General features: G+C 54.3%; 26 protein-coding genes and 1 tRNA gene. 20 read left to right on the forward strand and 7 right to left on the reverse strand.

All coding sequences use genetic code 11. The annotated features are described in order from the left end of the window. The first annotated feature begins 58 nt into the window (after positions 1–58). Positions 59–135, forward strand: a tRNA-Arg gene (locus K3729_05505). A gap of 698 nt (positions 136–833) precedes the next feature. On the opposite strand, the gene K3729_05510 is transcribed toward K3729_05505, so the two are convergent. Then, on the reverse strand, positions 834–1283 hold the full coding sequence (locus tag K3729_05510; protein ID UWR00233.1) for a helix-turn-helix domain-containing protein: 450 nt from the start codon (positions 1281–1283) through the stop codon (positions 834–836). A gap of 136 nt (positions 1284–1419) precedes the next feature. On the opposite strand from K3729_05510, the gene K3729_05515 reads away from it, so the two are divergent. From K3729_05515 to K3729_05555, 9 genes are all read left to right on the forward strand, one after another. Then, positions 1420–2106 carry a YqiJ family protein gene (locus K3729_05515; protein UWR00234.1) on the forward strand — a complete coding sequence of 229 codons (687 nt, stop codon included), beginning with the start codon at positions 1420–1422 and terminating at the stop codon, positions 2104–2106. A gap of 42 nt (positions 2107–2148) precedes the next feature. Next, positions 2149–3807, forward strand: a complete 1659-nt coding sequence (locus K3729_05520) for a flotillin (GenBank protein UWR00235.1) — start codon at positions 2149–2151, stop codon at positions 3805–3807. A gap of 289 nt (positions 3808–4096) precedes the next feature. After that, positions 4097–4762, forward strand: coding sequence for a TrkA family potassium uptake protein (locus K3729_05525; protein UWR00956.1), 666 nt, complete (start codon positions 4097–4099; stop codon positions 4760–4762). Positions 4763–4812: 50 nt separating this feature from the next. Continuing rightward, positions 4813–6108, forward strand: coding sequence for a Ktr system potassium transporter B (locus K3729_05530; GenBank protein ID UWR00957.1), 1296 nt, complete (start codon positions 4813–4815; stop codon positions 6106–6108). A gap of 392 nt (positions 6109–6500) precedes the next feature. Continuing rightward, the gene (locus tag K3729_05535) at positions 6501–6722 is read left to right on the forward strand and encodes a helix-turn-helix domain-containing protein (protein UWR00236.1); all 222 of its coding nucleotides are present in this window, start codon (positions 6501–6503) and stop codon (positions 6720–6722) included. Positions 6723–6935: 213 nt separating this feature from the next. Continuing rightward, the gene (locus K3729_05540; protein UWR00237.1) at positions 6936–7622 is read left to right on the forward strand and encodes a hypothetical protein; all 687 of its coding nucleotides are present in this window, start codon (positions 6936–6938) and stop codon (positions 7620–7622) included. Further along, positions 7619–9838: a transposase family protein gene (locus K3729_05545; protein UWR00238.1), complete on the forward strand. Its 2220-nt coding sequence runs from the start codon at positions 7619–7621 to the stop codon at positions 9836–9838. The genes K3729_05540 and K3729_05545 overlap by 4 nt, the downstream gene beginning before the upstream one ends. A gap of 935 nt (positions 9839–10773) precedes the next feature. Further along, the gene (locus tag K3729_05550) at positions 10774–12681 is read left to right on the forward strand and encodes a TniQ family protein (protein UWR00239.1); all 1908 of its coding nucleotides are present in this window, start codon (positions 10774–10776) and stop codon (positions 12679–12681) included. 1037 nt (positions 12682–13718) lie between these two features. Beyond that, positions 13719–14204, forward strand: a complete 486-nt coding sequence (locus K3729_05555; protein ID UWR00240.1) for a cold shock domain-containing protein — start codon at positions 13719–13721, stop codon at positions 14202–14204. Positions 14205–14740: 536 nt separating this feature from the next. On the opposite strand, the gene K3729_05560 is transcribed toward K3729_05555, so the two are convergent. Next, positions 14741–15154, reverse strand: a complete 414-nt coding sequence (locus tag K3729_05560; GenBank protein UWR00241.1) for a helix-turn-helix domain-containing protein — start codon at positions 15152–15154, stop codon at positions 14741–14743. Positions 15155–15579: 425 nt separating this feature from the next. Between K3729_05560 and merF the strand changes: the two genes are divergently transcribed. Further along, positions 15580–15789, forward strand: a complete 210-nt coding sequence (merF, locus tag K3729_05565; GenBank protein ID UWR00958.1) for a mercury resistance system transport protein MerF — start codon at positions 15580–15582, stop codon at positions 15787–15789. Positions 15790–16004: 215 nt separating this feature from the next. Here the strand turns inward: merF and K3729_05570 are convergent, their stop codons facing one another. Both K3729_05570 and K3729_05575 read right to left on the reverse strand, forming a co-directional pair. After that, positions 16005–16406 (reverse strand): hypothetical protein, encoded by a 402-nt coding sequence (locus K3729_05570; protein ID UWR00242.1) that lies wholly within the window; start codon positions 16404–16406, stop codon positions 16005–16007. A gap of 106 nt (positions 16407–16512) precedes the next feature. Beyond that, positions 16513–16929: a helix-turn-helix domain-containing protein gene (locus tag K3729_05575; protein ID UWR00243.1), complete on the reverse strand. Its 417-nt coding sequence runs from the start codon at positions 16927–16929 to the stop codon at positions 16513–16515. Between the two features lie 74 nt (positions 16930–17003). Here K3729_05575 and K3729_05580 point away from each other — a divergent pair, with 74 nt between their 5' ends. Next, positions 17004–17639 (forward strand): cation diffusion facilitator family transporter, encoded by a 636-nt coding sequence (locus K3729_05580; GenBank protein UWR00244.1) that lies wholly within the window; start codon positions 17004–17006, stop codon positions 17637–17639. Positions 17640–17647: 8 nt separating this feature from the next. Further along, positions 17648–18187: an isoprenylcysteine carboxylmethyltransferase family protein gene (locus K3729_05585; protein UWR00245.1), complete on the forward strand. Its 540-nt coding sequence runs from the start codon at positions 17648–17650 to the stop codon at positions 18185–18187. A gap of 60 nt (positions 18188–18247) precedes the next feature. On the opposite strand, the gene K3729_05590 is transcribed toward K3729_05585, so the two are convergent. Further along, positions 18248–18664, reverse strand: a complete 417-nt coding sequence (locus tag K3729_05590) for a GFA family protein (protein UWR00246.1) — start codon at positions 18662–18664, stop codon at positions 18248–18250. A gap of 126 nt (positions 18665–18790) precedes the next feature. Next, entirely contained in the window at positions 18791–19333 is a 543-nt protein-coding gene (locus K3729_05595; protein ID UWR00247.1) for a Crp/Fnr family transcriptional regulator, read from the reverse strand. 77 nt (positions 19334–19410) lie between these two features. Here K3729_05595 and K3729_05600 point away from each other — a divergent pair, with 77 nt between their 5' ends. From K3729_05600 to K3729_05625, 6 genes are all read left to right on the forward strand, one after another. Further along, positions 19411–20007, forward strand: a complete 597-nt coding sequence (locus tag K3729_05600) for a hypothetical protein (protein UWR00248.1) — start codon at positions 19411–19413, stop codon at positions 20005–20007. A 64-nt stretch (positions 20008–20071) separates the two neighbouring features. Next, positions 20072–20407 (forward strand): hypothetical protein, encoded by a 336-nt coding sequence (locus tag K3729_05605; GenBank protein UWR00249.1) that lies wholly within the window; start codon positions 20072–20074, stop codon positions 20405–20407. 58 nt (positions 20408–20465) lie between these two features. Then, positions 20466–20933, forward strand: a complete 468-nt coding sequence (locus K3729_05610) for a CopG family transcriptional regulator (GenBank protein ID UWR00250.1) — start codon at positions 20466–20468, stop codon at positions 20931–20933. Next, on the forward strand, positions 20933–21397 hold the full coding sequence (locus K3729_05615) for a cytochrome c (GenBank protein UWR00251.1): 465 nt from the start codon (positions 20933–20935) through the stop codon (positions 21395–21397). The genes K3729_05610 and K3729_05615 overlap by 1 nt, the downstream gene beginning before the upstream one ends. 12 nt (positions 21398–21409) lie before the next feature. Continuing rightward, the gene (locus tag K3729_05620) at positions 21410–21754 is read left to right on the forward strand and encodes a copper resistance protein CopC (GenBank protein ID UWR00252.1); all 345 of its coding nucleotides are present in this window, start codon (positions 21410–21412) and stop codon (positions 21752–21754) included. After that, entirely contained in the window at positions 21751–22629 is an 879-nt protein-coding gene (locus K3729_05625; GenBank protein ID UWR00253.1) for a CopD family protein, read from the forward strand. Before K3729_05620 ends, K3729_05625 begins: the two co-directional genes overlap by 4 nt. 4 nt (positions 22630–22633) lie before the next feature. Here the strand turns inward: K3729_05625 and K3729_05630 are convergent, their stop codons facing one another. After that, a complete protein-coding gene (locus K3729_05630) occupies positions 22634–22906 on the reverse strand; it encodes a metal-sensitive transcriptional regulator (protein UWR00254.1) in 273 nt (90 codons plus the stop codon). Between the two features lie 216 nt (positions 22907–23122). Here K3729_05630 and K3729_05635 point away from each other — a divergent pair, with 216 nt between their 5' ends. Next, positions 23123–23824 (forward strand): glutaredoxin, encoded by a 702-nt coding sequence (locus tag K3729_05635; protein ID UWR00959.1) that lies wholly within the window; start codon positions 23123–23125, stop codon positions 23822–23824. The last annotated feature ends 1515 nt before the right edge of the window (positions 23825–25339 follow it).

The raw sequence follows: 25339 nt of genomic DNA on the forward strand, positions 1-25339 counted from the left end.
ATACTTACAATTTGGGCCTTGCATACCCCGGCAGGCACAGCTAAATCCCACCACACGCGGATTGGTAGCTCAGTTGGATAGAGTACTTGACTACGAATCAAGGGGTCGGGGGTTCGAATCCTCCCCAGTCCGCCATTTACCACTTTTGTCGAAAACCGAGATAACTTGCCTTTTTGCGCGGTAAGTTGCCTTTTTCGGCGTGCATTGCGGACCTTTCTTTTCAATTTGATTGCCATGGCTTGTTTCTCGCGTCTTTCAATCGTTGCAGGTTTTCAAGACAACGCACGTAGTGCGCTTGCTCTGAAACCTTGCCACGTGGCGAACGCGGGAGGGGGCGAGGCAGGTCTATTCGACGGCAGTGGTGCGGCCCGCAGGCGCTAGCCGAGGACACGGTGCTGTCTAATGGGCTTGCCCGAGGGGGAGGGCCGCGCCCTCACCCTGACGCTGTGCAGCGGCGTTCGGCTTGCCCGAACCCCCAACAGCCATAGAAAGCGCAGGATCGCAGATCCGTTGCCCCAGCGACCGTCACCCGTAGGGCAGATCGGCGCGGCCCATAGACAGCATGAGACAAAGGAAAGGCACCGGCTCTGAAGGAGACGTTGCCCGACTATTGTATCAGGTGGCGATGGGTTGCGCTGTTCTGGGTGAAAGCTGCTCCTTGCAGCTGGAAGCTAGGGCGCGGTGACACATCCAAAGGATGGGGCGGGGGCCATGCTGCAATTGCAGCCAAACGCAGCATTGGCGGAAAGCGGAAGTTCGCGGCAACCGCGAAATTTAATAAAACTCTCGCAGGGCTGGGTGCATTGAAAACAGTATCTTGGTCGCGCGTTTTGTTAGCTTACATCTTCCCAGAAGTGACTTGGCATGTCGTGCATCAGTTCCGCAGCTTTATCGTCTATCCAATCTTGTTTTTCGTCGATGGACCAATTTGATGCGATTTCGTCAGTACTCAACAGCTGGCGCGCTTTGGATTTTGCCTGACGGTACTTCATCTCATCAATACGATCGTCTGGAACGATCGCGTACACAAATTTCCCGCCCATAGCCGCGGCTAATTGGTCCATTTGCTTGAGGGAAACGGCACCGTCTTTTTCACTGCGTTCCGCCTGATAAACAGCATTGCGGCTGACGCCTTTGCGCTGCGCCACATATTCCGCTGACATACCGAGTGCGGCCCGCATTGCGGCAATCCACCCCTTGGGTGGCACCTCAACGTCACCAAGTTGCTTTGCTGCACGATCAAGCAGCCGCGTCAGGCGTCTTTGTTCCATGAAATCGGGCATAAGGTATGCTCTGCAATCAATATCAGTATAATATTACATTATAAATAGAATTTAAAAGTAAGCAAATTATTATTTTTGCACATATATACTTCAAATACACTCAGGGTTGTGTTATGTATGTTTTGAAAGGAATACTATGCACGCACTTTTTACGTCCGCGGGGACCGTCCCGTTTTCAATCGCACTTGCTGTTGTTGCCGGTCTGTTTGTGCTCGAAATCATCACGGCGCTTTTGGGCGGCTCAATCCTTGGGGTTGGGACGGATGCGCCTGACGTTGACGTTGATCTCGACTTTGACTTTTCAGCAGATATCGATGCGGGCATCGAAGTTGCAGACGGGCTCGATGGTGTGGATATCCCCGACCCACATGCATCGTCTGGCGGCGTGTTCACGTGGATCGGCGCACGCGATGTGCCAGTCCTTATCTGGTTGGTTTCGTTTCTGACGATGTTCGGTTTGGCCGGACTGATCCTGCAATCGGTCAGTGGTGGCGTGATTGGCAAACAACTACCACCGTTCATCGCTGCTATCATCGTTTTTATGCCAGCTCTTGCTGTGACCCGCCTGATTGCAAATTGGGTCGCTCTACTTATGCCTAAAACCGAAACGACAGCGCTGCGCGCACGTCATTTGGGGGGCTATCATGGCACGATAACGCAAGGCACCGCGTCACGCGGTAAGCCTGCCGAGGTCAAGATCAAAGACCGCCATGGTAACATTCACTATCTGCGGGTTGAACCGCTGCATGATGACGACAGGTTTGCCCAAGGCACCGACGTCACGCTTATCCGGAAACGCGGCGACAAATTCTTCGTCATCTAAACCCCGCTTCCGTTCATTTTCAAAAATCTAAGGAGTTATTCAATGGATCTTATTTCCATCGCAACCGTTGCTGGCATCATTGTCGGTCTACTTATTTTTATCGGCCTGATTATGGCCCGTCTTTACAAACGTGCCACGCGCGAAACGAGCCTCGTGAAAACAGGGTCGGGGGGACGCAAGGTCATCATGGATGGCGGTACTATTGTCGTGCCCTTCCTGCATGAGATTTCAAAAGTGAACATGAAAACCCTGCGCCTCGAAGTGGCTCGCGTGAATGAACAATCTTTGATTACGAAGGACCGCATGCGTGTTGACGTAGGTGTTGAATTCTACGTGTCGGTAAATGCAACCGAAGACGGTATTTCGCGCGCCGCACAGACGCTTGGTGACCGTACCTTCCATGTGGATCAACTGCGGGAAATGATCGAAGGTAAGTTGGTCGATGGTCTGCGGGCTGTGGCCGCACAGATGACCATGGACGAGCTGCACGAAAATCGCGCAAGTTTTGTTCAAGAGGTGCAGAATGCGATCTCAGAGGATCTGTTGAAGAACGGTTTGGAACTCGAGGCCGTATCGCTGACCGCTTTGGACCAAACGCCTTTTGAATCGCTCGACGAGAACAACGCGTTTAACGCTGTGGGTATGCAAAAGTTGGCGGCTGTGATTGCCACATCTCGCAAGCAACGTGCTGAAATTACAGCTGAAGCGGATGTATCTGTGGCGCAATCAGAGATGGAAGCCGAAAAGCGCAAGTACGAAATTGAGCGCGATCAAAAGCATGCCGAGATCAAGCAGATCGAGGAAATCCAGACGTTGCAGGCAGAGCAAGAAGCGCAGATTGCACGCAATCAGGAAGCCTCCGACCGTGCGAAGGATGAAGCGCGGATTGGACGCGAGAAAGCCGTCCGAGAAGCAGAGATCGCCCGCGAGCGTGCCATCCGTGAAGCCGAAATCAACAAAGAGCGCGAGCTTGAAGTCGCAGATCAGGAGCGTCAGATCATTGTCGCGCGTAAGTCCGAGGAAGAAAGTCAGGCAAGCGCATCTGCGGACAATGCCCGCGCTGAGGCCAAAAAGGCATCTGAGGCGATTGAAACAGCCCGCGCGGTTGCTGAAGCCGAGCGTGCCAAGCAGATTGCTTTGATTGAAGCCCAAAAAGAAGCGGAACGTCAAGCAACGGCCATTCGTCTCTCTGCTCAGGCAGAAAAGGAAGCGGCAAGCGACCGTGCTGCGGCTAAGCTGGAAGAGGCCCAGGCCGATGCCAATGCGTTGACGGTGCGCGCCGAGGCGAAAAAGGCTGACTTGCTTGCGACCGCTGAGGGTCAGACGGCGATTGCGAATTCCGAGAACGAATTGAGCGCTGAAATTATCGCCATGAAGGTCCGCTTAGCACAACTCGAAGCAATGCCTGCGATCATTGCTGAAATGGTGAAGCCGGCTGAGAAGATCGATTCCATCAAGATCCATCAGGTAACTGGTATGAGTGGTATTGGCGGGGCTGATACGGTCAACGCAGGTGGTACCCCAGTTAATCAGGCGCTGGACTCGGTGCTCGGAATGGCTTTGCAAATGCCCGCTATGCAAGCGCTCGGTAAGGAGTTGGGTGTAAGCTTGGAGAATGGGCTGAGTGGTGTGGTCAATGATGTGATGGACGTTCCTCCGGCAACTGATGAAGCCGTCAAAGAGGATAGCGCCGCCACATAAGCAATCTCGATATCGCCCCTTCGGGGGCGATATTCATTTGGGAGAGCGTTCTGGGAATCGGTTTTGGTATGACGCAGCGGGTTCCAAATTTGCTTTACGATGCGAAGATGCTGCAACGCGGCGCCGCTTCTTTTGTCTGATGTCTGCTTTGGGCCGTGCGTGTCGATTAAATCGAGACCGTTCGGCCGGATCGCGGCGACGCGGCTAACGGCAGGTGTGAGCCCATGTTGACAAATTGCTGCGCCGCGGCAAGGTTCCCCATCTATGATCAAAGATCGTGAGTTCAGACATGAAAAATACTGCTAACCGAACTTTTGGTGTCGTCGGGCTCGGCAATTTTGGCAGCACCGTCGCAAAGGAGTTGCAGCGATTCGGCAATCACGTCGTCGGGGTCGACATATCCGAAGCACGCGTCATAACCCTTGCCGATACACTCTCTCAGGCCATGATTGTGGATGCACGCGATGATGCGGCTTTGCGGGAAGCGGGCTTTGGTGATTGTGATGTGGCCGTAGTTGCCATGGGCGACGATCTGGAGGCCAGTATCCTTGCGGCGATCAACCTCAAACTTGTCGGGGTTCCGGTTGTTTGGGCCAAAGCCACGACCAAAACGCATCACCGAATTCTGAGCAAACTTGGTGTCGACAGGATCATTCATCCGGAAGTTGAGGTCGGTCAACACATCGCGCAGGTTTTGCATAACCCGCTGGTGCGTGACTATGTCAGCCTGGGCAACGGCTACCACGTTGTCAATTTTCGTATCCCTGAAAGCCTTGAAGGCAAGAGCCTGAAAGACCTGCCGCATGGCGATAAATTCAATCTGCGTTGCATCGGGGTCATGCGGGGAACCGATTACGTAGGGCAAGATGCGACAGGATGCCAACTGGAGCGGCACGACCTTCTACTATTGCTCGGCCAACGAAAAGATCTGCGCAACTTCGCAGCTAGCCTCTAACCATGGTATTTCGGCCCTCGAAACTGGTGAAGCGGTTCGCGACCCTGCGGATGCCCCCCCCCGCGGTTCTGGTGCTCTTTTACCTCGCCTTCATCATCGTGGGTGCGCTGCTGCTCTGGCTGCCGATCTCACATCACGGTGAAATCGGACTGGGCGAAGCACTGTTTACATCAACCTCTGCCGTGACCGTAACAGGGCTTGTGCTTGCTGACACGGGTGCTGCTTTTACGGGCTTTGGGCAGGCTGTCATTGCCGCGCTCATTCAGCTCGGCGGGTTAGGCTTGATGACTTTTGCGGTGCTCTTGCTCGGGGCGCTCGGCATTCCGGTAGGTATGCCACAACGCCTGATCCTGCGCGAAGACCTGAACCAGACATCGCTGTCAAACCTGACCTATCTTGCGCGCATCATCTTTATCATCGCCCTGGTCTGCGAGGTGATCGGGGCCGCCTTGCTTGCCCTGGTCTTTGTTCCTGAGTTCGGCTGGCATGGCATATGGCAGGCGGTTTTTCATTCTATTTCGGCCTTCAATAACGCGGGTTTTGCGCTTTATCCCGACAGCCTCTCTCAATGGGTAGGCCACCCGATCGTCAACATTGTGATCCCTGTCACCTTCATTCTGGGAGGCCTCGGGTTCATTGTCGTGGGGGATATCTATCAGAAACGCCAGTGGCGCAAACTTACGCTGCATTCCAAACTGATGCTGCTCGGAACCGGCATTCTGATTGCCTGGGGGAGCATCATGTTCGGGCTTCTTGAATGGACGAACCCCAACACCTTGGGCCCGTTGAGCACTGGCGAAAAACTATGGGCAAGTTGGTTTCAGGGGGTCACGCCGCGCACGGCCGGGTTCAATACGATCGACACCGGCGGAATGCATGACAGCACGACCATGTTGACGATGACTCTCATGTTGGTTGGCGGTGGCAGCACCTCGACTGCAGGAGGGATCAAAGTGACGACACTCTGCGTGTTGTTGCTCGCCACTGTCGCTTTCTTCAGGCGTCAAACAACATTGCACGCCTTTGGGCGATCTTTGGGTGTCGACGAAGTCATGAAAGTCCTCGCTCTCACGACCATTTCAATGCTTCTGGTACTAACGGGCATTTTTGTCACGTTGATCAATCACGACGGTGAATTCATCGACCTCGCGTTCGAGGTCACATCGGCATTCGGCACAGTGGGTCTGTCGCGCGGGACGACCGGAGAGCTTGATGGTATCGGCAGGGCAATCATTATGGCGATGATGTTCATCGGTCGGGTTGGCCCTCTGGCCATCGGTTTTTTCCTCGCGACCCGCAGCGCGCCGCGGGTAAAGTACCCCGCAGGGCAAATATATCTTGGGTAGCCAAGCGACATAGGTCGAAGGACCGCTTCGTCCCGTACTGCCGCCAGTTCGCCACCTCCGAGTCTTTGCGCTCGCGGCGAAGGTCCGCAATGCGGGCTGCGGATGCAGCATCTCGACTGATCGATGAACGGCAGGTTTGGGCCGCGTCTGACTATGTGATCAATTCCACTTTTCAGATTGACATGCTCCCCAGAGACAAGCGCTCATTAATGGTTGTCGTGCAATTTGTGGAGCCTTGAGACATTTGTTCACAAATTTGAATTTGTTCCTCTTTTTGAAATTTGTGAACATTTTTCGTTTTGTATCAATTACTTGAGGGAATCGAATCGATTGTGTTTCGTGAATTAATCACGCTACATTGTAAGGCAGACGTAATCGGGGGATTGTCTGCAATGATTGATCTTGAACGGCATGACGCAATTCGCAGAAGGCTGCGCGCGCTTGGCGTTAATTTCACTGATATCGCAAATTCTGTCGGTTGTGTTCCAAGTCTTGTGACCATGGTTTGCCAGGGTCACAGGTCAAATGTTGCTATTGAAACGGAAATAGCGGCTCGATTGAACGATGTTCCATCAAACCTATGGCCTCATAGATACGAGGAGGAAACCAAATGAAGATTTAACCCCAAAAACGAGAAACGGCCAAGGCCGGTTTCCCAGTCAAGGCCGCTTCGTATCATTTGGATCTGATACGTAAGCTTCTCCTTTCGACTGTTCAATGTCAAGTCAGAACGCCCTTTGGGGCGCTCAATTCCTTTGTCTCAATAAATGGAGAAGCGCCCTTGGGCGATCGGTGAAGTTATGCCGGTCGTCAGGGCCAACACAAACATGAATTATTCATCTAACCGTACGTTTCGCAGGGCTCTTGCGAGCCGTTCCAATCGCCGGATCAACCCACGTGGCCGCAGTGGTCGTGGCGCAATTGTCTGCAGGTTGCCGAACTGGCAGTTTGATCGCCGTGTCATATTCGAGAGCATTCTAGAAATGCACGTGCTGCTTTTATTGCTCGCACGGCGCGACACCATAGACCTTTGGGAGCAGCGCGGGCCCATCAGATATACTGATGCGCATGACGCGACGCGCCACACCTACTTTGACTTTGTGGTCAAACTGGCATGCGGCAAAATGCTCGCCATTGCTGTGAAGCCTGCAGCGATTGTTGAAGAACATGGCTTTCGGCAGGAGCTGGAGCTGATCAAGGCGGCAACTCCTTTGAGCTTTGCCGATGACGTCGTGTTGGTGACAGATCGCTCGTTCACACCTGCAGAGGCCAGAAACGCGCAACGGTTGCACGAGTTTCGTAGGTATCCAGATGTCGAGGCCGACGCGGCAATTGCGTCTTTGTTGGCTGATCTCGATACACCTACGACGATTGCTGATCTGGTGCAGAAGTCAGGACTTGATGGGCGAGGCTTTCGAGCTGCGTTTCGCGCTCTGTTCACCGGACAAGCCAAGGTCTTGAACGTAGGCGATATCACCCCGCAGACGATGATCACCGCGGAGGTGGCGTCATGAGAGTACGCTTTGATCCGAGTGACGCGTTTGAGTTGGCGGCTGTGCTCTATATGATCACGTTACAGTCCAAAGATGGGATTGTCCTGCAGCAGGTCGATAACGCGGACATCACGCTGTCCTTTAGCCATGACGAGGTCACGGCTCTCCTAAAGGATCCGACGACGCGACTGCGACGGGGATTCTTTTCCAAGCATCGCGCAGTGTCGCGTCTGCATACTAGTCAAAAGTACCTTGCGACAGCAAAGCCGAAAGCGCGCTCAGACGCTTTGTGGCGCGAGGTTTGGGTTCAGGTTACTTCAGCTTCGGTACATGCCAAGGAAATCAATCGGACTGAGACATCGATTACCCAGTTCATGCCGGTGCTGCGCCAACGGGTGAATGCCATTTGCGTTGATGCGCAGTACCTGGGGTCATCAGGGCAAGCTGGTAGGAAAGCAACCATCCGCAAAGCGCCATGTGCGAAAACATTATTGAATTGGCTACGTCGCTATGAACGCGCGGGCGGATGTCCGTTATCGCTGATGAACAAGCAGCGCTGCGAGACGACCTACGTTAGGCGATTTGGCACGGAGGTCATGAAGGTCCTCAACGCGTGCCTGTGGGAGTTTCTATCGCTGGGCAAGCCGACACCCGCAAAGATCGTCCGCGATACCCAAGATCACTTCAAGGAGCTGAATGCGGAACGCGCAACCGACGGCCTGCCTGATCTCGTCATTCCATCGGCCTCGGACATCAAGCGCCGCGCGTCTCAACTCAAAAAGTTCCAGTGTAAAGTCGGGCGTTACGGCAAAAGTGCCGCTGTGCGTGACATGAGCATCTATCAAGAGGGCTTGAAGATCTTTCATCCTTTGCAATGGGTGGAAATGGATGAATGGAAGATCGATGTCTATTCGCTGCTGGATGAAGCGGGATGCCTTGATGGCCTGAGTGAGCAACAAAAAGCGACCTACAAAGTTGGCCGCAGATGGCTGTGTCTCGCGATTGATGTGGCGACACGGTGCGTCGTTGGTATGCGGCTTGCGCAGAGGCCGACGCCGGCTGACGCGATCAGCACGCTTTCTTTGATCACAATGGATAAGACTCCGCTTGCGCAGGCAGCAGGGTGTGAGTCTGGTTGGGGATTTTTTGGTGGTTGCGGCACCGTTTCTACGGACATGGGGCCCGCGTTCATCGCCGATGAGTACCGTGTTGCAGTCGCGGACTTGCGTTTTACGCAGTCGGCTCCGGCTGCAGGCGTCCCCAAACTTCGCGGGCATGTCGAGCGCATTTTTGGGACCTTCGCATCACAGTTGATGGTAGAACTCACAGGGCGCAGTTTTTCGAACTCTAAGGAACGCGGGGACTACCCGGGTGAAGACTTGGCTGCTGTGACAGACGATGATCTCGTTCGGCTGTTCACACGGTTTGTCGTCGATATCTATCATAACGTGCCACATGCGGGATTGGATGATGAAACACCTGCCAATGCATGGAAGCGGCTTGCCAAGGAGCAAGGCGTGACAGCGACGCCAGATGCGACAACACTGTGTTCCGTGTTCGGGATTGCATTGCAGCGCAAGATTGATCGCCACGGTGTGCTAGCGCATGGCATTCACTACCTGTCCCCCGAGATCGAGCAGGCCTATTCCGACGGCGCCCGATCCAAAGTGGAGATCCGCGTCGACCCGCACGACCTGACCTTTATTACCGTGTATTTGGATGGGGAATGGTATCCAGCTCACGCGGTATCAGACAGTGTCTGGGGGCTTTCGCTTGTCGAGTGGACCGAGATTTGCCGCAATTTACGTCTCAAACATAAGAAGGAGGCGCAGCTATCTGAAGATGTCGTGCGGCGTGCGCGCAAAGCCATTCGCGCAATCAACGCCGATGCGATGGCGCTGCGGCGCCTGAAACCAATGACATTGACGACGGAAGAGTTGGAGCGTGCAGAGCGTGAGTTGTTCATGTCGCTCTCGATCAAGCCTTCCAAGCATGTGCCGCCGGTCAAAGATGCGCCCGAAGGGCTTGGGCTGTTGGGCGATGTGATTGATCCATCAGGGTCTGACAGTGTGGATCAGGGTCACGATGATCAAACAGATTTGCCCGTCGACGCGCCTGATCCGGGATCGGAGCGGGAGCCGCAATCGGACAATAATCCGCAAGAAACCAAGCCAAGCGACGATGAAAACGAGCCCCAGAAGGGTCGCTCAGGCGGATTTGGGTTCCGCCATGACTGATGATCGCATTGCTGACCAAATTGTCAGGCTCGGTATGATCTTTGCCGAGCACCCTGCCTACGCGCCCCTGGAGAAGAAGTTCTTTGACCTTGTGTCCTTGCGGCGCGCGCAGCTGGCGGCGGGGATCGCACCCGAAGTCGAAGGTATCGTTGTCACCGGCCCCCCTGGGGCCGGCAAATCGATGGCGGTGCAAGAATTGCTGCGGTCGTTCCGAGAAGGAGATGATGGCGGCGATGATGGTAACATCTGCGAGGCGCTGAGTTGTTTGGTGCCATCTCCTGCCACCGAGAAGTCGGTTGGTATCACCTGTTTGAGGTCCCTTGGATACAAACTTGAGCGGGACCGCCCGGCCCATATTATCTGGGACATGGTGCGCGATAATCTGCGAGATCGCCAAACGCTCTTTGTGCACTTTGATGAGGCGCAGCATCTTTGCGAAAAACAAACCCCGCGTGAAATCCAATCGGTGATCAGCACCCTGAAATCCTTGTTGCAGAACCCCGGATGGCCTGTTGGTCTCATCTTGTCGGGCACGCCGCTGCTGAAGGACATGATCAATCAAGACGCGCAATTGACGCGGCGATTGTATCCGATCGAGTTGAAAGCGCTGAACGCACTGCAGGACATTGATGCCATTATCGGAACCCTTCGCTTTTATGTGGGCAAGGCCGGTTTAGACGTGTGCCCTGATAGTCTTTCGGCTGAATTTGTGGCGCGCTTGGTCCACGCGGCCTGCGGTGAATTTGGCCTTCTGATCAAGTTCATCATCTTGGCAATTGAACAGGCACTGAGGCAGGGGAAGACCGCGGTTGGGCCTGCGCAGTTCCAATCAGCCTATGCGGACAAGTCAGGCTGCATGGACGGCATGAACCCGTTTATCGCGGTGGACTTCGAGCGGATTGATTGCAGCAAGCTTTATGGGGAGGGCGACACCTATGGCATTTGAACCTCGTATCAGTTTCCCGCTCAAACGGTTCGAAACAGCGACGTCTTATGTGTCGCGCCTAGCGCGGTTTTTCCACGTGGAGACGCCGCACGACTTTTGTCTCGATCATGGTTTCCGGTGGCAAGACGTTGTGCGGGGCGATGATGTTCTCCTTGAACGCGTCGCGCGCATCGGCGGGGCCTGTTCCGCTGATCTGAAACATTGGGCTGTTCGCAGTACTGCGTCTCATCGGTTTGTGGTGGCAGGGCAGGAGGGCACTAAGAGCTCGCTCATTCGCACGCGGCTGCGAGTGTGCCCGCAATGCCTTGTTGCGGATCGGATCGCTGATTGGCGGCATGGTGCATACCGTCGGCACTTTTGGCAGTTCGCAGCAATGCGGGCTTGCGATAAGCATCATTGCCCGATCATCACTTTGCCGCACGAGCGCTATACGATCCACAACTATGACTTTGCAGGTCAAGTCGAAAGGCATTGGGATCTCATTGCGGGTGCAGCAAGCGATTGCGCACACCAGTCTGCAACTGACCTTGAGGCCTATGTGATGTCCCGCCTGATGGGGAAGCCGTGCAATCCGTTTTTGGACGCTATGCCGATGCACATCGCCACGCGATTGTCTGAGGTATTGGGCTTTGTGCTGTTGTTCGGGTCGAAACGTTTGATCTCGAGTGCGTCGGAGGCTGAACTGGCAGAAGCGGGGCAGGCGGGTTTTGACGCACTGCAGACGGGCGAGGAGGGGCTTTGCAAGGCTTTGGAAAGTCTGGTGGCGCCAGAGGCTTTGCGCACGGTGCACCACAAATCCGATCTGGGAGCATTATTTGAATGGCTCAGGACGTCCGCGCTGGGGGAAGCGTTTGAGCCCCTGAAAAACATCGTGCGCGACTTCATTTTCCGCAGCTATCCGATCCAAGAAGGTCAAACTGTTTTGGGGAAGGCTTGCACATCCCGCGAGAAATACACGGTACACACTGCCTGGCAGACACTGGGCATGCAGCGCAATCGCATGAACAGGGTCCTTCTGTCAGGCGGGCAGGCCCAGCTTGATGATGAGGACAAATCCATAAGGCTTCATGCCGCCCTGGATGTCACAGACGTCGCCCGTATTGCGGCGCAAATGGAGGGGCGTCTGACGGCGCAACAAGCGAGCGCGCGTTTAGCTGTCAGCACCGAGGTTCTGCAGCAGTTCAGGGAACGATCAATTTTGACGCCAATCATCGACGCGTTGGATCTCATTCCAAAGTACGAACAAGCGGACATCGACCGGCTGCTCGCGCGGCTGTCACATCGCGTGACTGTGCGAGGTGCGTCTCATGCAAAGCTTGTCCCGATCACGGAGGCATCGCAGCGCGTCCGGTGTCCCAGCGCTGATATCGTCTCGTTCATTCTGGACGGACACCTGCAGACCATCGGGCACGATAGCGCAAAAGATGGGCTGTCAGGCTTCCGTATTTGCATTGGGGAATTGCGGTCACTGCTGCCAGTGCCTGAGCTGCCGGGACTGCCCAAGGGGGATGCCGCACGCGCGCTGCGTGTAACATATCCCACGATCAAACATCTCGTCGATCACGGACTGCTGAGTGAGGAGCGCGCGATGAACCCAAAGTCGCGTCAGCCCATCACGGTCATCACGTTTGAAAGCATCACAGCATTCAGCGCGAAATACGTCACGCTCGGCGAATTGGCCAAAGAGTACCGCCGCACAGCCGGGCCTTTAGGGTGTCATCTCGAAGCCAAAGGCATTTGCCCCATCGAGACGCCGCTGAAGATCAGTTGGTACTATGAACGTCATGGATTACGTGCGCGGTTGGCCGCGATTGGGTTGAAGGCTCCGGTTGATCGGCGCCAAAGGCGACAGAACACTGATCGCCAGACCCAAGAACATCGGGAGGCAAGGCTTTGATTGTGAAAACTACGCAATTGCAACCGGATCCGAGATGATGGCACTCTGCGATCTCCAGCAAAACATGTCGTAGTCCGACTTTACGACGACGGAGATCTCGTCACACAGCTACTAAAAACGAAAACCCGCGAGGACCTTACGGCTGTCGCGGGCATCTAAGAAATTGGAAGACTCAAAGTTGCCTTCTACTGCGCTCCGGATAGGGTCCGCTGTACCAGTTGTCAACAAAACAGACTATGACTATTTGGTAGGACTTTGTGCTGGTGTCCGCCATGGGGATGGTTGCAGTTCGTCTGGTAACTTTTGTACTTCCTGCAGCGCTGTCTTAATCAAATGATCGGTTAAGTTGCATTATCGTTCTTGGTATATGCCCAGTCAGTCTCGAAAAAGAATGAGATACTATGGAAGGATCAGGTCGCCATGTGCGCCGCTTTTTCCTGCTCCTAAACTGGTAATACGCATCTGAAAGAACTTGGAGCTAAGCAACCATATTCTTCTGTAGGTGTGCTTTAACTTAAAAGTGGTCGGTCCTTCTGAAAGAACCAGACCACTTTTATATCACTGATTTACAACCCAATGACGGGATACTCATAACTTCGAGAAACAAGGCAACAGAACTGGTAACCGAAAACCATTCACTCAAGACAGACTAATACCGAACTCGGTACGACCGCTCGTATACATGCGCCGATCAACCGTGAGGAGATGTCCTTTAGTACAGGCACAGATAAGTTGCACAAATCGGCACGATACAGTGAGGTTGCGATCGGACTATTGAGGATAGGCACTGTTAAATAGCTGGGAACGTTAAGGGAAACAGCTGGTGAATGAATTCGGCTGGAGTCTTAAACACTGGGAATCCTCAAAAGTGGCTAAAAAGAGTTAATGCTGAAAGCTCTCCGAGCGGAACCCTAGCAGTACTCAACTGAATATTCGGTCCGATATGCTTTGATTTGCTATGGTTCGCCCTATATGTGCCCAATCCCCGGCTCCACTTATGGTTGAGCGGGAGCCTTACCAAAGAGAAGGAGTGCTCAGTGAATACGATAGTAAACGATATTGAGGTTGCAGACGGTGGGCGGGTCGAAGGCACAGTTAAGTGGTTCGATTGTATAAAGGGTTACGGATTCATCTGCGTGCCCGGCGTGCAAGGAGATATCTTACTGCATTTGAATGTTCTTCTTCAGGTCAATAGATCATCGATCAGTGAAGGGGCAACCGTACTATGCAAGGTATCAGGTGAAGCGGGGCGTCTTCGGGCAACCGAGGTTTATGGGGTCCACCCAGTGGAACAGTTTGAACAATCCACTTTGACGTTTCAACCGGCGCGCGTGAGATGGTTCTCGAAGTCCAAAGGTTACGGTTTCGCAGTCGTTTTTGGAACGACCGAAGATATCTTCGTAGGGCAAGAGTCCATGAAGTCGTCAGGTTTCGGATCACTGGAGGCGGGTGAAGCGATCTCAATTGTTGTGGAACGAAGAAAAGACGGTTTGGCAGCAGTCAAAGTCGCAGCATGGCAATAAAAATTGTCCCAAACCGCTGTTCGCGCTAGCGCCGCGATTTAGCAACTTGACAACTAATTGATGTTTTACTTTCGCTGTGGCGACAGTGGTATCTCGAATAAGACTGAGGCGGGGTCCACGAACGACGTGATTGGGGAAAAGTAGTCGCACCACAACAAGAACCATGATGCGAATTCAAATTAAAGCTGCGTCAGTGAAGTAACAAACTCCAGGGCCATCTTTGTCCTCTACCTATGGGTCGCTCTATTAAGCCTCCCAGCACGACGTTCAAACGGTCCTTACGGGCATTAGCTGCGCGATGCACCGAGGTCTGCTTTGCGGACAAACCGGACTTATGCAGGCGCGGCTGTTGCTGACGCAGCATTAGTTCGCACGCGCGGCGCGTTCATCGCTGTGTCGCAGCTGATGTCGCCAGACCGGTCGATCAGAGGCCCCGATTGTGCCCGAACCAAGACCGAACTTTCGCCGTACGCTTCGCAAATGTGAAAGATGGTGGGACAGGGATACCGTTCGCGAAACTCAAACTAAAGGCTGCCTTACTCTTGCAGGCCATCTCCAAAGCCATCCTTCATCAAAGCGTCCAACATGGGGCAAGCCGCAGTGCCATCTTCGCAGTTCTTTGAAAGGCTCAAGAGCGCGTCTCGGAGGCGCACTAAGTTCTCAATCTTGGCGGTGATCTCACCCAGATGGTTCTCAGCCATTGCTTTCACCTCGCCACAGGATCGGTCGCTCTGCTCGGTCAGAGATAGAAAGGTCTGAATAATCGAGATCGGGAAGCCCAAATCGCGACACCGGCGCACGAACCTGAGTTTGGCGATTTCATCGGATGAGTATAGCCGACGTCCACCTGCGGAACGCCCCGGCTTCGGAACAACACCTTCTCGTTCATAGTATCGGATCGTTTCGATGTTGACGCCGCTTTGTTCCGACGCTTTGCCGATGGTGAACATTTCGCTTGCTCCTGTAGTGGCTACAGAAAGTAGAAAGGCAAAATGGACATGAATGCAAATCAACAACCCGTGGCAGACACCGGCATCGCTGCCCGCCTGGTGATGCCCTTCGCAGCCCTTTTGGCGCTGTTGTCGGCGTCATGTTGTGTTTTGCCTATTGGCCTTTCGATATTAGGCCTTGGCGGCGCATGGCTCACCATGCTTGGCCCATTCATCGCTTACCGAGGGTTCATTCTTGTCGCTGTCGCGATTGCCCTCGTTTGGGCTTGGTATCGGGTGCTGCGGCGCAAGCCATGCTCAACGCGCAGGCGGTCTGCAATTATCTGGACGTCGCTTGCATCCATCGCCTTTTTGATCGCGCTGTCTTCGCCGCTCTGGGAGGCGTCAGCGCAACGTTTTATGTGGGATTTGTGGAGATCGACTCGATGAAGAACAAACTCCTGGTGCTCGGGGTAGGTGGCACGATTTTGGCCGCGCTATGTTGCTTCACACCGTTGCTGCCGGTCGCGCTGACAGCGCTTGGTCTGACGGGCTTACTTGGTGTCGTCTACAACGATGCTGTTTTGCTGCCGATTTTGGCGGGATTTCTTTTACTGACGGGGTACGCGATATGGCGACAGAAAACGCAAAAGTAGTTTTGGAATCTACGCTCACCTGTCCAACTTGCGGACACGTCGAAACCGAGACTATGCCGACGGATGCTTGCCAGTGGTTTTATGAATGCAAGTCATGTCAGACTGTCTTGAAACCGCTTGAGGGGGATTGCTGCGTCTATTGTTCTTACGCAACAGTTCCTTGCCCACCGATCCAGGAAGGCAAATCCTGCTGCGGAGTTTAGGTATGGACGCGTCTAATCTGCCGGGGCACCGGCTATCTCACCGAAGACGATTTCTCGGCCACCCGGTGCCATTGCTACAATCTCTCGGCAACCGTATGGCTTGTCGGTTATCGGGCCTTTGAGCTTTGCGCCTCGGCGCTCGAATTCGTCATGCAGCTCTTCTATGTTTTCTACCCAGAAATAGGCCGCCCAACCATGTTTTCGGAGTCCAAATGTTCGATGGCAAGCAAGCATGATTGTCTGACCATCTCTGTCCAAAGTCACAAATTTTGGACCAGCCCCAATCTCCGTACCAAGTTCAAATCCGAGCCGCTCAACAAAAAAGTCCCGCATCGGTCTTACTGAGCGGCTGTTCACCTGGAGCACTGCGGCGGTTCGGTGGAAGAATGGGGAAGGGATTTCTTCAGTGTTCATCTTACGACTATTGCCATAACCAACTACCAAGACCAGTCAGTCAAGTGATTGGCTTAGCAGGTTGGCTAACACCCTTTTTCCGCAATTGTAATTTTGGTTATCGATATCAGTGCTCCCTCTCACAAAGTTCATGATCAGCCAAAGACGCCAAGACATAGCAGTCTTCAGAAACGCCGTGCCCATCACATCCCTTCGAAATTCGCGTGAGTTCCTTTTCCAAAAGCTTGAGCCGTTTGATTTTCGCGCGAACATCTGCAAGCTGCGAAACAGCAATGTCTGTTGCGGCCTTGCACGATCTGTCTGGATGATCCTGTAACTCGATGAGCGATGATATCGCCTCAATCGAAAATCCCAGATCACGAGCGTGACGAATGAAACTCAGTCGTTCCAATCCTTCCTTATCGTAGCGTCTTTGGTTGCCACTCGTGCGCTCGGCTTCTGCCAAAAGTCCCATTTCTTCATAGTAACGAATGGTTGGAACCTTGACCTTTGTGCGTTTTGAAAGCTCGCCGATAGAAAACATGAAGAAACCTCTTGAACCTCTAGTCACTAGAGACATTACACTATCATCAACGTAAGATGAAAGAGGATTCACCCATGTCAGGTTGCTGCGGACACGACACCAAATTTGACGGCGTATCAGACGATTACAAGCGAAGGCTTTGGATCGTCATTGCATTGAACGCGACGATGTTCGCAGTTGAAATGACGGCTGGCCATTTGGCGCAGTCACAGGCTTTGCAAGCCGATGCGCTCGACTTTGCGGGGGATGCAATGACCTACGGCATTTCTCTGGCAGTCATTGGTGCCTCACTTCGCGCCCGTACCAATGCCGCGCTGTTCAAGGGTTTCAGCCTCTTGTTGATGGGGCTTTGGGTTTTTGGATCGACTGTCTACCGCGTATTTTATGTCGGGGTTCCCACAGCCGAGATCATGGGTGCTGTTGGCTTTCTGGCATTGCTCACCAACCTTGCCAGTGTGTTCTTACTGGTGCGCTACAAGGACGGTGACGCCAACGTGCGCTCAGTCTGGCTATGCTCCCGCAATGACGCCATCGGCAACGTCGCAGTTATGTTCGCCGCCTTGGGCGTCTGGGGCACTGCAACGGGCTGGCCTGACCTGATCGTGGCAACAATCATGGCGGGACTGTTTCTGTCGTCAGCATTCCAGATAGTGCGCCAAGCCCTCGCGGAACGGCGGGAAGTGATCGACCACGGCCACGTAGACGTATGATGCATAGCATGCTTGTTGCTCTAGGTCTGGGCATTGCGGCTATGACCTTGGCCGCGATCCTTTGGTCAATCGCCTTTCCTGCGCGGCGGATATGGCCGCCCAAACGCTATACGGCACTTACACCTTTCCTTGTCTGGGTGCCGACATTCACGCTGTTCGGTGTTCTCATCTTGCTTGGTGTCTTGGGTTGGGCTGATCTGGCCATTCCAAGTTGGGTGCGGTTTGGCGTTGGCCTGCCTCTCATCCTCCTTGGCAACATTGTGGTATGGATGGAAGTCTCGCACTTTGGGGTGCCGCAGACTGGTGGAGCCAAAGGCACCCTGCGCACTGAGGGCATGTATCGTTACTCTCGGAACCCGCAGTACATCGCTGATATTGGCATCGTAAGTGGCTGGATGATCTTGTCAGCAGCGCCTTGGGCAATGGTCGTCGGGTTAGCGGGAATAGCAGTGCTTATCGCCGCACCATTTTCTGAGGAACCTTGGCTCAAGGATAAATACGGAAGCACGTTTGAACAGTACGCGACACGTGTGGGGAGGTTCTTCTGAGGTACGCAACGAGCCAAAGTCGGATTGCGACTGACACCAAAATGTAACAACGCTAAAAAGCTAGGTAGGCATTCCATCAGCTTTCGGGAGACTGGGGTCCATTTGATCCCAAGGCTGTGCGCTCTTCACGTAAATGTCACGGCTTGGCTGGTACCAACTCGGATCATCCAAACTACCCGCGAACAGGATCATTGCTCCTTCGCTTGCCTTGTTGATCAGAAACAGCGGTGATCCACACTCAGCGCAGAAACCGCGAAGCATTGCATGGCCGCGATCAGCTTGGCGCTCGAACCACTTTGGTTCACCTTTCTCAAGCCTGAAATCAGTCTGTTTCACTAGCACAGCTGGAAAATAGGCACTTCCAGTGGCCTGCTGGCAATCGCGGCAATGGCAGTTACCCATGTAGCGGGCAACACCTTCGGATTTGTATCGGACTGCTCCACACGCGCACCCACCGGAAAACTGCTCAGGCAACATGATCTTTCCTCTCCAGTTCATTTTAGGAAGGAGAACCAACTTCGCAACAACTTATAGTCTGAACCTATCTGGTTGCTGCAAGGCCCAGAAAGTCCGATATCTCAAGAAGGGTATTTGTGTCTGGGTTCATGCCTGATCGTCCCGGCGACGCTTCGCAAGTTCGCGATAAAGAGCGGGTGGCGTCACCCCAATCCAATCGGCGACGTGCACCCACCCACCTTCTTTTGGAGGTCCATTAAGTTCGAGATAGGCATCCAGCCGATCTGTTACCTTTCGCAACCGCATGATCTCAATGCGCGTCCGCAGTGCCTGAAGTTCTCTGGTCGTTCGCTCCAATGCTCTTACCGAAAGATTTCCCCCCCAAGAACCGTTCTCAAAGTCCTTCAGAAGCTGCGCCTTAGGTATGGCCGAAACCTTTGTGGTCCGATCCGTGACCGCATCGCAGTGGTACTGATCTGCAAACAAGGACGCTTCGGCGACCAAATCGCCCGCATTGGCGATGTGCAATGTGAGAAGCCCGCCATCTTTCAGAGCACGGCGAAGGAGCACATGGCCTTCTCTTACGAGGAAGGCCATTTCAACTTTGTCGTTACGCCGAAAAAGATACTCGCCTGCGTCTAGTGTTCGAACAGATGCGCCTTCGAATGATGTGAGCCAATGATCTGACATGATTTCTATCATGTTTCATGTTGCTCATCATATGCAATGTCTTTGCGCAAATACCGGATCAAACAAGGATATCAAACATGACAACCAAGCGCTTCGCATTCCTCATGCTGTTCTTGCCCACCTTTGCCTTTGCTCAAAACCACTCTGGAAACTACGGCTCAGTCCCATCGGACTATGCAGGGCAAGAAACGCGCCTTATCAAATCCCTTTCCGAGGACGACTTGGAAGAGATCGCACGTGGCGGCGGTTGGGGTCTTGCACGCGCCGCCGAGCTAAATGGCGTTCCCGGGCCAACGCATCTCCTTGAGCTTGCCGATGAAATCGGTCTGACCGAACAGCAGCGCGCCGACATCGAGGTGGTCCGGGCGCAGATGCTATCAGACGCCATAACTGCTGGGGAGCGGTTCGTCGCGGCGGAACAATCGCTGGACGCAGCGTTTCAACAAGGCGCACCAGATGCCGATATGCTTGAACGTCTAGTCGCAGAAGCAGGTCAAGCGCGCTCAGCTCTTCGCCTTGTCCATTTGAATGCCCATCTGTTGACTTTACCATTGCTGACTGATGCCCAAGTCAGCCAGTACTCGGTCTTGCGCGGTTATTCAGATGATCCCTGTGCCACCGTTCCAGACGGGCATAATCCGGACATGTGGCGTAGCCATAATGGTTGCAACTAGGCAGGCTCGCGGCGACACATCCTCGTGACTTGTCAAAGCCAAATACCCCCAGTAGGTATTGGTTATGCTTCGTTTGGTTCTGTCGATCATTCTTGTTTTTGCATTCACTGGTGCATCCACCGCATCTGTGATGCATGGCTTGAACCATGGATCGGATCACGCCGACCACCACGCCCAAACATCAGAAAGCGACCCCTTGGCTGATGCTGAGAAGGCACTTGCGGACTGCTGCGACGCCTCAAGCGGCATGGGGTCAATGCCCTGTTTTGGCGATCTCGCGGCCGCTTCTGCTATTTTGCAGGTCATTCCCGCGAGCAGATCGGTTGTTAGTGTTCTGAACGCTGACTTCGACTTTGCAAACCTGACGCTAGCTGTCCCAACCGGTCCTCCGAAAGTCTAAGCGGCAACGGGCGCTAGCCCGCAGTCCATTCAACTTTCAAATCAAAGGACCGACAGACATGATCACACGTCGTCACTTCACCACCCTAACTGCAACAGCTCTTGCCATGGCTGCCCTGCCTGCTCGTGCTGGCACACCTATGCGCGTTCTCGCTTCGCCAGGCTGCGGGTGCTGTCACGCTTGGGCTGACCTAGCTCGCGCACGCGGCTACGCCGTCACGGTCGAGGAACTGACCGACCCCGAGGCGCAGAAGTCAGAACGCGGCATACCGCTTGAACTGGCATCCTGTCATACCATTGAAGCGGATGGATATGTCTTCGAAGGGCATGTGCCGTTCGAAGCATTGGAAACTGTTTTGCACGATCGCCCAGACATCACCGGTCTTGCTGTTCCGGGCATGCCTATGGGTTCCCCCGGCATGGGAGATGACCCGTCTGCCCGTTACGACGTCATCGCATTTGGTGGAGAGGCGGGCACCGGAATGGTTTACTACCGCGCTGGTACAGCACAGCCCTTCGACACCTGATGGCAAGTCGCAAAGCAGTTCTTATGACCGGCGGGCTCGCGCTCGCCGGTTTCGCCGCCGCCTTTGTCATGGCCCAACCCTCCGATGCGGTCGGTCTTTTGTCACCTGACGACGCCGAAGTAGTTGCCAACGGCCAAGGCATCTACGCGGACCAATGTGCTGCGTGCCATGGTGCGCGCCTAGAAGGGCAAGCGAACTGGCGGATGCGGGGCGAAGATGGTTTGCTACCAGCACCGCCGCATGACGCGACCGGGCACACGTGGCACCACGACGATGAAACGCTCTTCACCCTGACCAAATATGGGCTTGCCGGACTGATGGAGAATGCACCCCCATCCGGTATGCCTGTCTATGAAGAAGTGCTCAGCGATGAAGAGATCATTGCCGTGTTATCCTTCATCAAATCAACCTGGCCCAGTGATATTCGAGAGCATCACGACGCACTCAATGCCCAGTCCGAATAGAGGAAAACTCAGATGATTAGACAAGCCCTTCTCGGTTTGGCCATCGCAGTCGCTCCGGTGGTTGCTGCGGCGCATTCCAAGTCCGAAGCAACGACACCTGCTGATGGTGCGACTGTCACAGAAGTGCCAGAGCTTTCAATGCGGTTCGATGATCCGATGCGCATCATTTCCGTCATGCTGACTGCAACCGATGATGACATCGAAATCGAACGCGAGACCGGTATGGAACCAACAACGGAATTCCGGGCAGTGCCATTGGAAGCGCTTGCGCCTGGAAGCTACCGTTTCGACTGGCGCGGCATGGCCTCAGACGGTCACCCGATGCAGGGTAGCTTCTCCTTCACGGTCGCGGAGTGACCGGACTGGCTCCAATCGACGGTCTTGCCGTCTTGGCCATTGTAGCCAAAGCGATTGGCTATAGCGCGGCTCTTCTCGCGATTGGGGGCGTCTTGTTTTCCTTCATCTTTGCGAAGCGCGCCGAGGCGTCTGTCCTGCGCCTTGCCAGGCGGCTTGCCGTCGTTGCGGTACTGGTTGGCCTGACTGTGTTGGCTATACGTATTGGCATTCGTGCGGCCCGCATATCTGGGATGGGCTTTGAGGGCGCAACGGACCCGATGATGCTCGGGTTTGTTTGGGAAAGCCCGCTTGGCACCGCCGCGATTTGGCGTGGATTTGGCGAACTTGCGATACTGGCGGTTTTGGTGCCTCGTATTGGGCAATGGATTGCTTTGTTGGGCAGCCTTGCCGTGGCCATATCTTTTGCTCAGGTGGGCCACGCTCTGGGTGATCCCAGGATGATTCTCGTTGTCTTGCTTGCTCTTCACCTTCTGACCGCAGCTTTTTGGGTTGGTGCGCTTGTGCCTTTGCGCCGCGCGGCGCTTACTCCCTCGGGCGTTGACGTGTTGCACCACTTTGGCAATGTCGCTGCTCTTGGAGTGGCTTTCCTGATCTTTGCAGGTACAGCGCTCGCCTGGCTCCTTTCAGGCTCCGTCACTGCCTTATTTGGAACAGCCTATGGCCTGGGGCTTTTGCTCAAAGTCGCGATTGTTGCGGTACTTCTGGGCTTTGCGGCTTTCAATAAGGTGAGGCTCGTTCCTGCGTTGCGCGCCGAGAAAGCCGGTGCAGCCCATGCCCTGCGGCGGTCTATTTTGATGGAAATGCTGGCCGTCGTGATGATCCTGTTGGCAACGGCAACGATCACAAGCGTGACGACACCGCCGATCAATCTTTGACGGCTTAGCCGCGCGCTTTGTCGAGCAATTCAAGGAGTTCGGTGAACTTCGCCCGCTGGTCCTCACGATCACCCGAGGCGAGCGCATCTTCGATGCAGTGGGATGCGTGATCGTCGATCACGAGCTTTTCGACGCCTTTCAGCGCCGCGCGGACTGCCGCGATTTGCGTCAAGACGTCAACGCAATAGCGGTCCTCTTCGACCATCCGGGCGATCCCGCGGACCTGACCCTCAAGGCGTTTCAGACGTTTCAAAGTGGCTTCGCGGTTTTCGTGCATAGTCCCTTTTCGCATGGTGGCAGATAAAAAGTCGAGTGAGTGCGGAACCAAAGGTCGAACTCTTGATTATATACCCTATGGGGGTATATAGAAATGAGAGATACACACGCAAATAGATCGTCGGAGAAGCCAATGCCCAAAGACACACGCGACGTTGCAGACATAGACACAAACCCCGCCGAAGTGGCGGTGGGCAAGACAGCTGTGCTTTACCGAATGGCCTTGCCAGACCATCTGTGCCCATCCGGGCAAAAGGCGCGCTGGCTTCTTGAACGTCAGGGATATGATATCGATGACAGGCTTTTCCGAACACGCGCCGAAGTTGACAGCTTCAAGGCCGAGCATGACGTCAAGACGACGCCCCAAGCATGGATCGAAGGCGAACGCGTTGGCGGCTATACGGACCTGCGCGAAAAGCTGACCGGCTGGGACCCAAAGGCAACCACCTACCGGCCAGTGCTTTATCTCTTTGCCGTGGCAGCTCTGACCGCAATCGCGCTCTCCATCGGGTTTCTTGGCGCCATCACATGGCAGACGCTTGGCTGGTTCATCTCGGTCTCGATGATCCTTCTCGGCATGCAGAAACTGCGCGATATCGAGGGCTTCTCCACGATGTTCCTCAACTACGACCTTCTTGCTCGGAGGTGGGTGCCCTACTCCTATATCTATCCATTCGTAGAAACAGGTGCAGGCATCCTCATGACCGGCATGATCCTGACCTGGGTATCCGCTCCCGCAGCACTCCTGGTTGCGAGCATCGGAGCCATCAGCGTCTTCAAAGCCGTCTACATCGACAAACGCGAGCTGAAATGCGCGTGCGTTGGAGGAAACTCCAACGTCCCGCTAGGGTTTGTCAGCCTCACAGAAAACCTCATGATGGTGGGAATGGCCGTCGTGATGCTTTGGTTGATGATTTGAAACTAGCGATCAGCAATCAAAGCGGGCCTTAGGATACAGATCTGGAACGGCATCAATATTCCGCGACCTGCACTTTCGAATCCAAAACCATGCTGCGGCATCCTCGAATGGCGGTTTCTCCCGCCGCGCGACAGCATGAGGTTTTTCGCTCATGCCGCATTTTCCTCGCTGCGAGCGCACGCAGCACAAAATCATAATGGCCGAGTCGGGCTCTTGGCGGTCGTTAGCTGCACTCTCCATGAAATTCCGCTTGTGTCGCTAGAAGCAATTTACCTTGGTCGAAAAGGCAATATTGCTCAACGGAAATCCTGTAACCCTTTGTTTTTATGTGTCTGAAAAGGCAACTTTGGAGTGTTTTCGACAACTTTTGTCGAAAGCCGAGATAACTTGCCTTTTTCGACGTGCATTGCTGACCTTTCTTTTCAATTTGATTGCCATCGCTTGTTTCTCGCGTCCTTCAATCGTTGCAGGTTTTAAGACAACGCACGCAGTGCGCTTGCTCTGAAACCTTGCCACGTGGCGAACGCGGGAGGGGGCGAGGCAGGTCTATTCGATAGCAGTGGTGCGGCCCGCAGGCGATAGCCGAGGACGCGGTGCTGTCTAATGGACTTGCCCGAGGGGGAGGGCCGCGCCCTCACCCTAACGCTGTGCAGCGGCGTTCGGCTTGGCCGAACCCCAAACAGCCATAGAATGATCAGGGTCGCAGATCCGTCGCCCCAGCGACCGTCACCCGGAGGGCAGATCGACGCGGCCGATGGACAGCATGAGGCAAAGGTAAGGCACCGGCTCTGAAAGAGACGATGCCTGACTATTGGATCAGCTGGCGATTGGTTGTGCCGTTCTGGGTGAAAGCTGCTCTAGGCAGCTGGAAGCTAACGCGCGGTGACACATCCAAAGGATGGGGCAGGGGCCATGCAACAATCGCAGCGAAACGCAGCATTGGCGGGAAGCGGACGTTTGCTGCATCCGCATGCGGTGCAATTAAAGCGAGGGTAAGCGGACATTGCCGTATCCAGTATTTAGCTGACCCATTATGGCTCTTAAAAAGACATTCGTCATAACAGCCGGAGCATCTTGTTCTCGCAGAACTTTTGCCTCGATTGCCAAGATTAGCCATCCGAAGTTAACTGCAAGACAGTGTATGTGTGTCAAGACGGACCCCTGAGTGATTAATTAAAATTGCTACCCATTCACTGAGCGTCTGAGGTGCATTTCCTTCGTCGAAACGTCATATGACACAATACGGCGAAAAGGACCGATATCGATCCCATTCGAATGATTTGAAACTTCATAAGGCCGCAGACGCCCATGCGCAAAGATTGTTGCGGTTACGGTTCCCCAGAGAAGATTCCTTCGACGCCATCCGAAAATCCATCGATAAGCAGCACACTGAGAAAAATGGTTCCCAGCGCCAATCCGGCTAGACCGAATGTGATGCGCCCCTCTACTGGAGGATGCGGGTCTATTATCGGGCCGTGCGGCCTTTCACATGCTGTCAGGAGCGTCATCCCGATC

It is taken from the genome of Rhodobacteraceae bacterium S2214, assembly GCA_025141675.1.
In the GTDB taxonomy this organism is placed as follows: domain Bacteria; phylum Pseudomonadota; class Alphaproteobacteria; order Rhodobacterales; family Rhodobacteraceae; genus Yoonia.

Excerpts from the sequence above, each read along its gene's own strand:
- K3729_05615 (UWR00251.1), top strand. The coding sequence starts at position 20,933 with ATGGCAAGTCGCAAAGCAGTTCTTATGACCGGCGGGCTCGCGCTCGCC.
- K3729_05575 (UWR00243.1), bottom strand. The coding sequence starts at position 16,929 with ATGTTTTCTATCGGCGAGCTTTCAAAACGCACAAAGGTCAAGGTTCCA.
- K3729_05515 (UWR00234.1), top strand. The coding sequence starts at position 1,420 with ATGCACGCACTTTTTACGTCCGCGGGGACCGTCCCGTTTTCAATCGCA.
- K3729_05630 (UWR00254.1), bottom strand. The coding sequence starts at position 22,906 with ATGCACGAAAACCGCGAAGCCACTTTGAAACGTCTGAAACGCCTTGAG.
- K3729_05540 (UWR00237.1), top strand. The coding sequence starts at position 6,936 with ATGAATTATTCATCTAACCGTACGTTTCGCAGGGCTCTTGCGAGCCGT.
- K3729_05560 (UWR00241.1), bottom strand. The coding sequence starts at position 15,154 with ATGTTCACCATCGGCAAAGCGTCGGAACAAAGCGGCGTCAACATCGAA.
- K3729_05525 (UWR00956.1), top strand. The coding sequence starts at position 4,097 with ATGAAAAATACTGCTAACCGAACTTTTGGTGTCGTCGGGCTCGGCAAT.
- K3729_05605 (UWR00249.1), top strand. The coding sequence starts at position 20,072 with ATGCTTCGTTTGGTTCTGTCGATCATTCTTGTTTTTGCATTCACTGGT.
- K3729_05600 (UWR00248.1), top strand. The coding sequence starts at position 19,411 with ATGACAACCAAGCGCTTCGCATTCCTCATGCTGTTCTTGCCCACCTTT.
- K3729_05570 (UWR00242.1), bottom strand. The coding sequence starts at position 16,406 with ATGAACACTGAAGAAATCCCTTCCCCATTCTTCCACCGAACCGCCGCA.
- K3729_05595 (UWR00247.1), bottom strand. The coding sequence starts at position 19,333 with ATGTCAGATCATTGGCTCACATCATTCGAAGGCGCATCTGTTCGAACA.
- K3729_05510 (UWR00233.1), bottom strand. The coding sequence starts at position 1,283 with ATGCCCGATTTCATGGAACAAAGACGCCTGACGCGGCTGCTTGATCGT.
- K3729_05545 (UWR00238.1), top strand. The coding sequence starts at position 7,619 with ATGAGAGTACGCTTTGATCCGAGTGACGCGTTTGAGTTGGCGGCTGTG.
- K3729_05535 (UWR00236.1), top strand. The coding sequence starts at position 6,501 with ATGATTGATCTTGAACGGCATGACGCAATTCGCAGAAGGCTGCGCGCG.
- K3729_05585 (UWR00245.1), top strand. The coding sequence starts at position 17,648 with ATGCTTGTTGCTCTAGGTCTGGGCATTGCGGCTATGACCTTGGCCGCG.
- K3729_05520 (UWR00235.1), top strand. The coding sequence starts at position 2,149 with ATGGATCTTATTTCCATCGCAACCGTTGCTGGCATCATTGTCGGTCTA.
- K3729_05610 (UWR00250.1), top strand. The coding sequence starts at position 20,466 with ATGATCACACGTCGTCACTTCACCACCCTAACTGCAACAGCTCTTGCC.
- K3729_05620 (UWR00252.1), top strand. The coding sequence starts at position 21,410 with ATGATTAGACAAGCCCTTCTCGGTTTGGCCATCGCAGTCGCTCCGGTG.
- K3729_05590 (UWR00246.1), bottom strand. The coding sequence starts at position 18,664 with ATGTTGCCTGAGCAGTTTTCCGGTGGGTGCGCGTGTGGAGCAGTCCGA.
- K3729_05550 (UWR00239.1), top strand. The coding sequence starts at position 10,774 with ATGGCATTTGAACCTCGTATCAGTTTCCCGCTCAAACGGTTCGAAACA.
- K3729_05580 (UWR00244.1), top strand. The coding sequence starts at position 17,004 with ATGTCAGGTTGCTGCGGACACGACACCAAATTTGACGGCGTATCAGAC.
- K3729_05530 (UWR00957.1), top strand. The coding sequence starts at position 4,813 with ATGCCCCCCCCCGCGGTTCTGGTGCTCTTTTACCTCGCCTTCATCATC.
- K3729_05635 (UWR00959.1), top strand. The coding sequence starts at position 23,123 with ATGGCCTTGCCAGACCATCTGTGCCCATCCGGGCAAAAGGCGCGCTGG.
- merF (UWR00958.1), top strand. The coding sequence starts at position 15,580 with ATGAAGAACAAACTCCTGGTGCTCGGGGTAGGTGGCACGATTTTGGCC.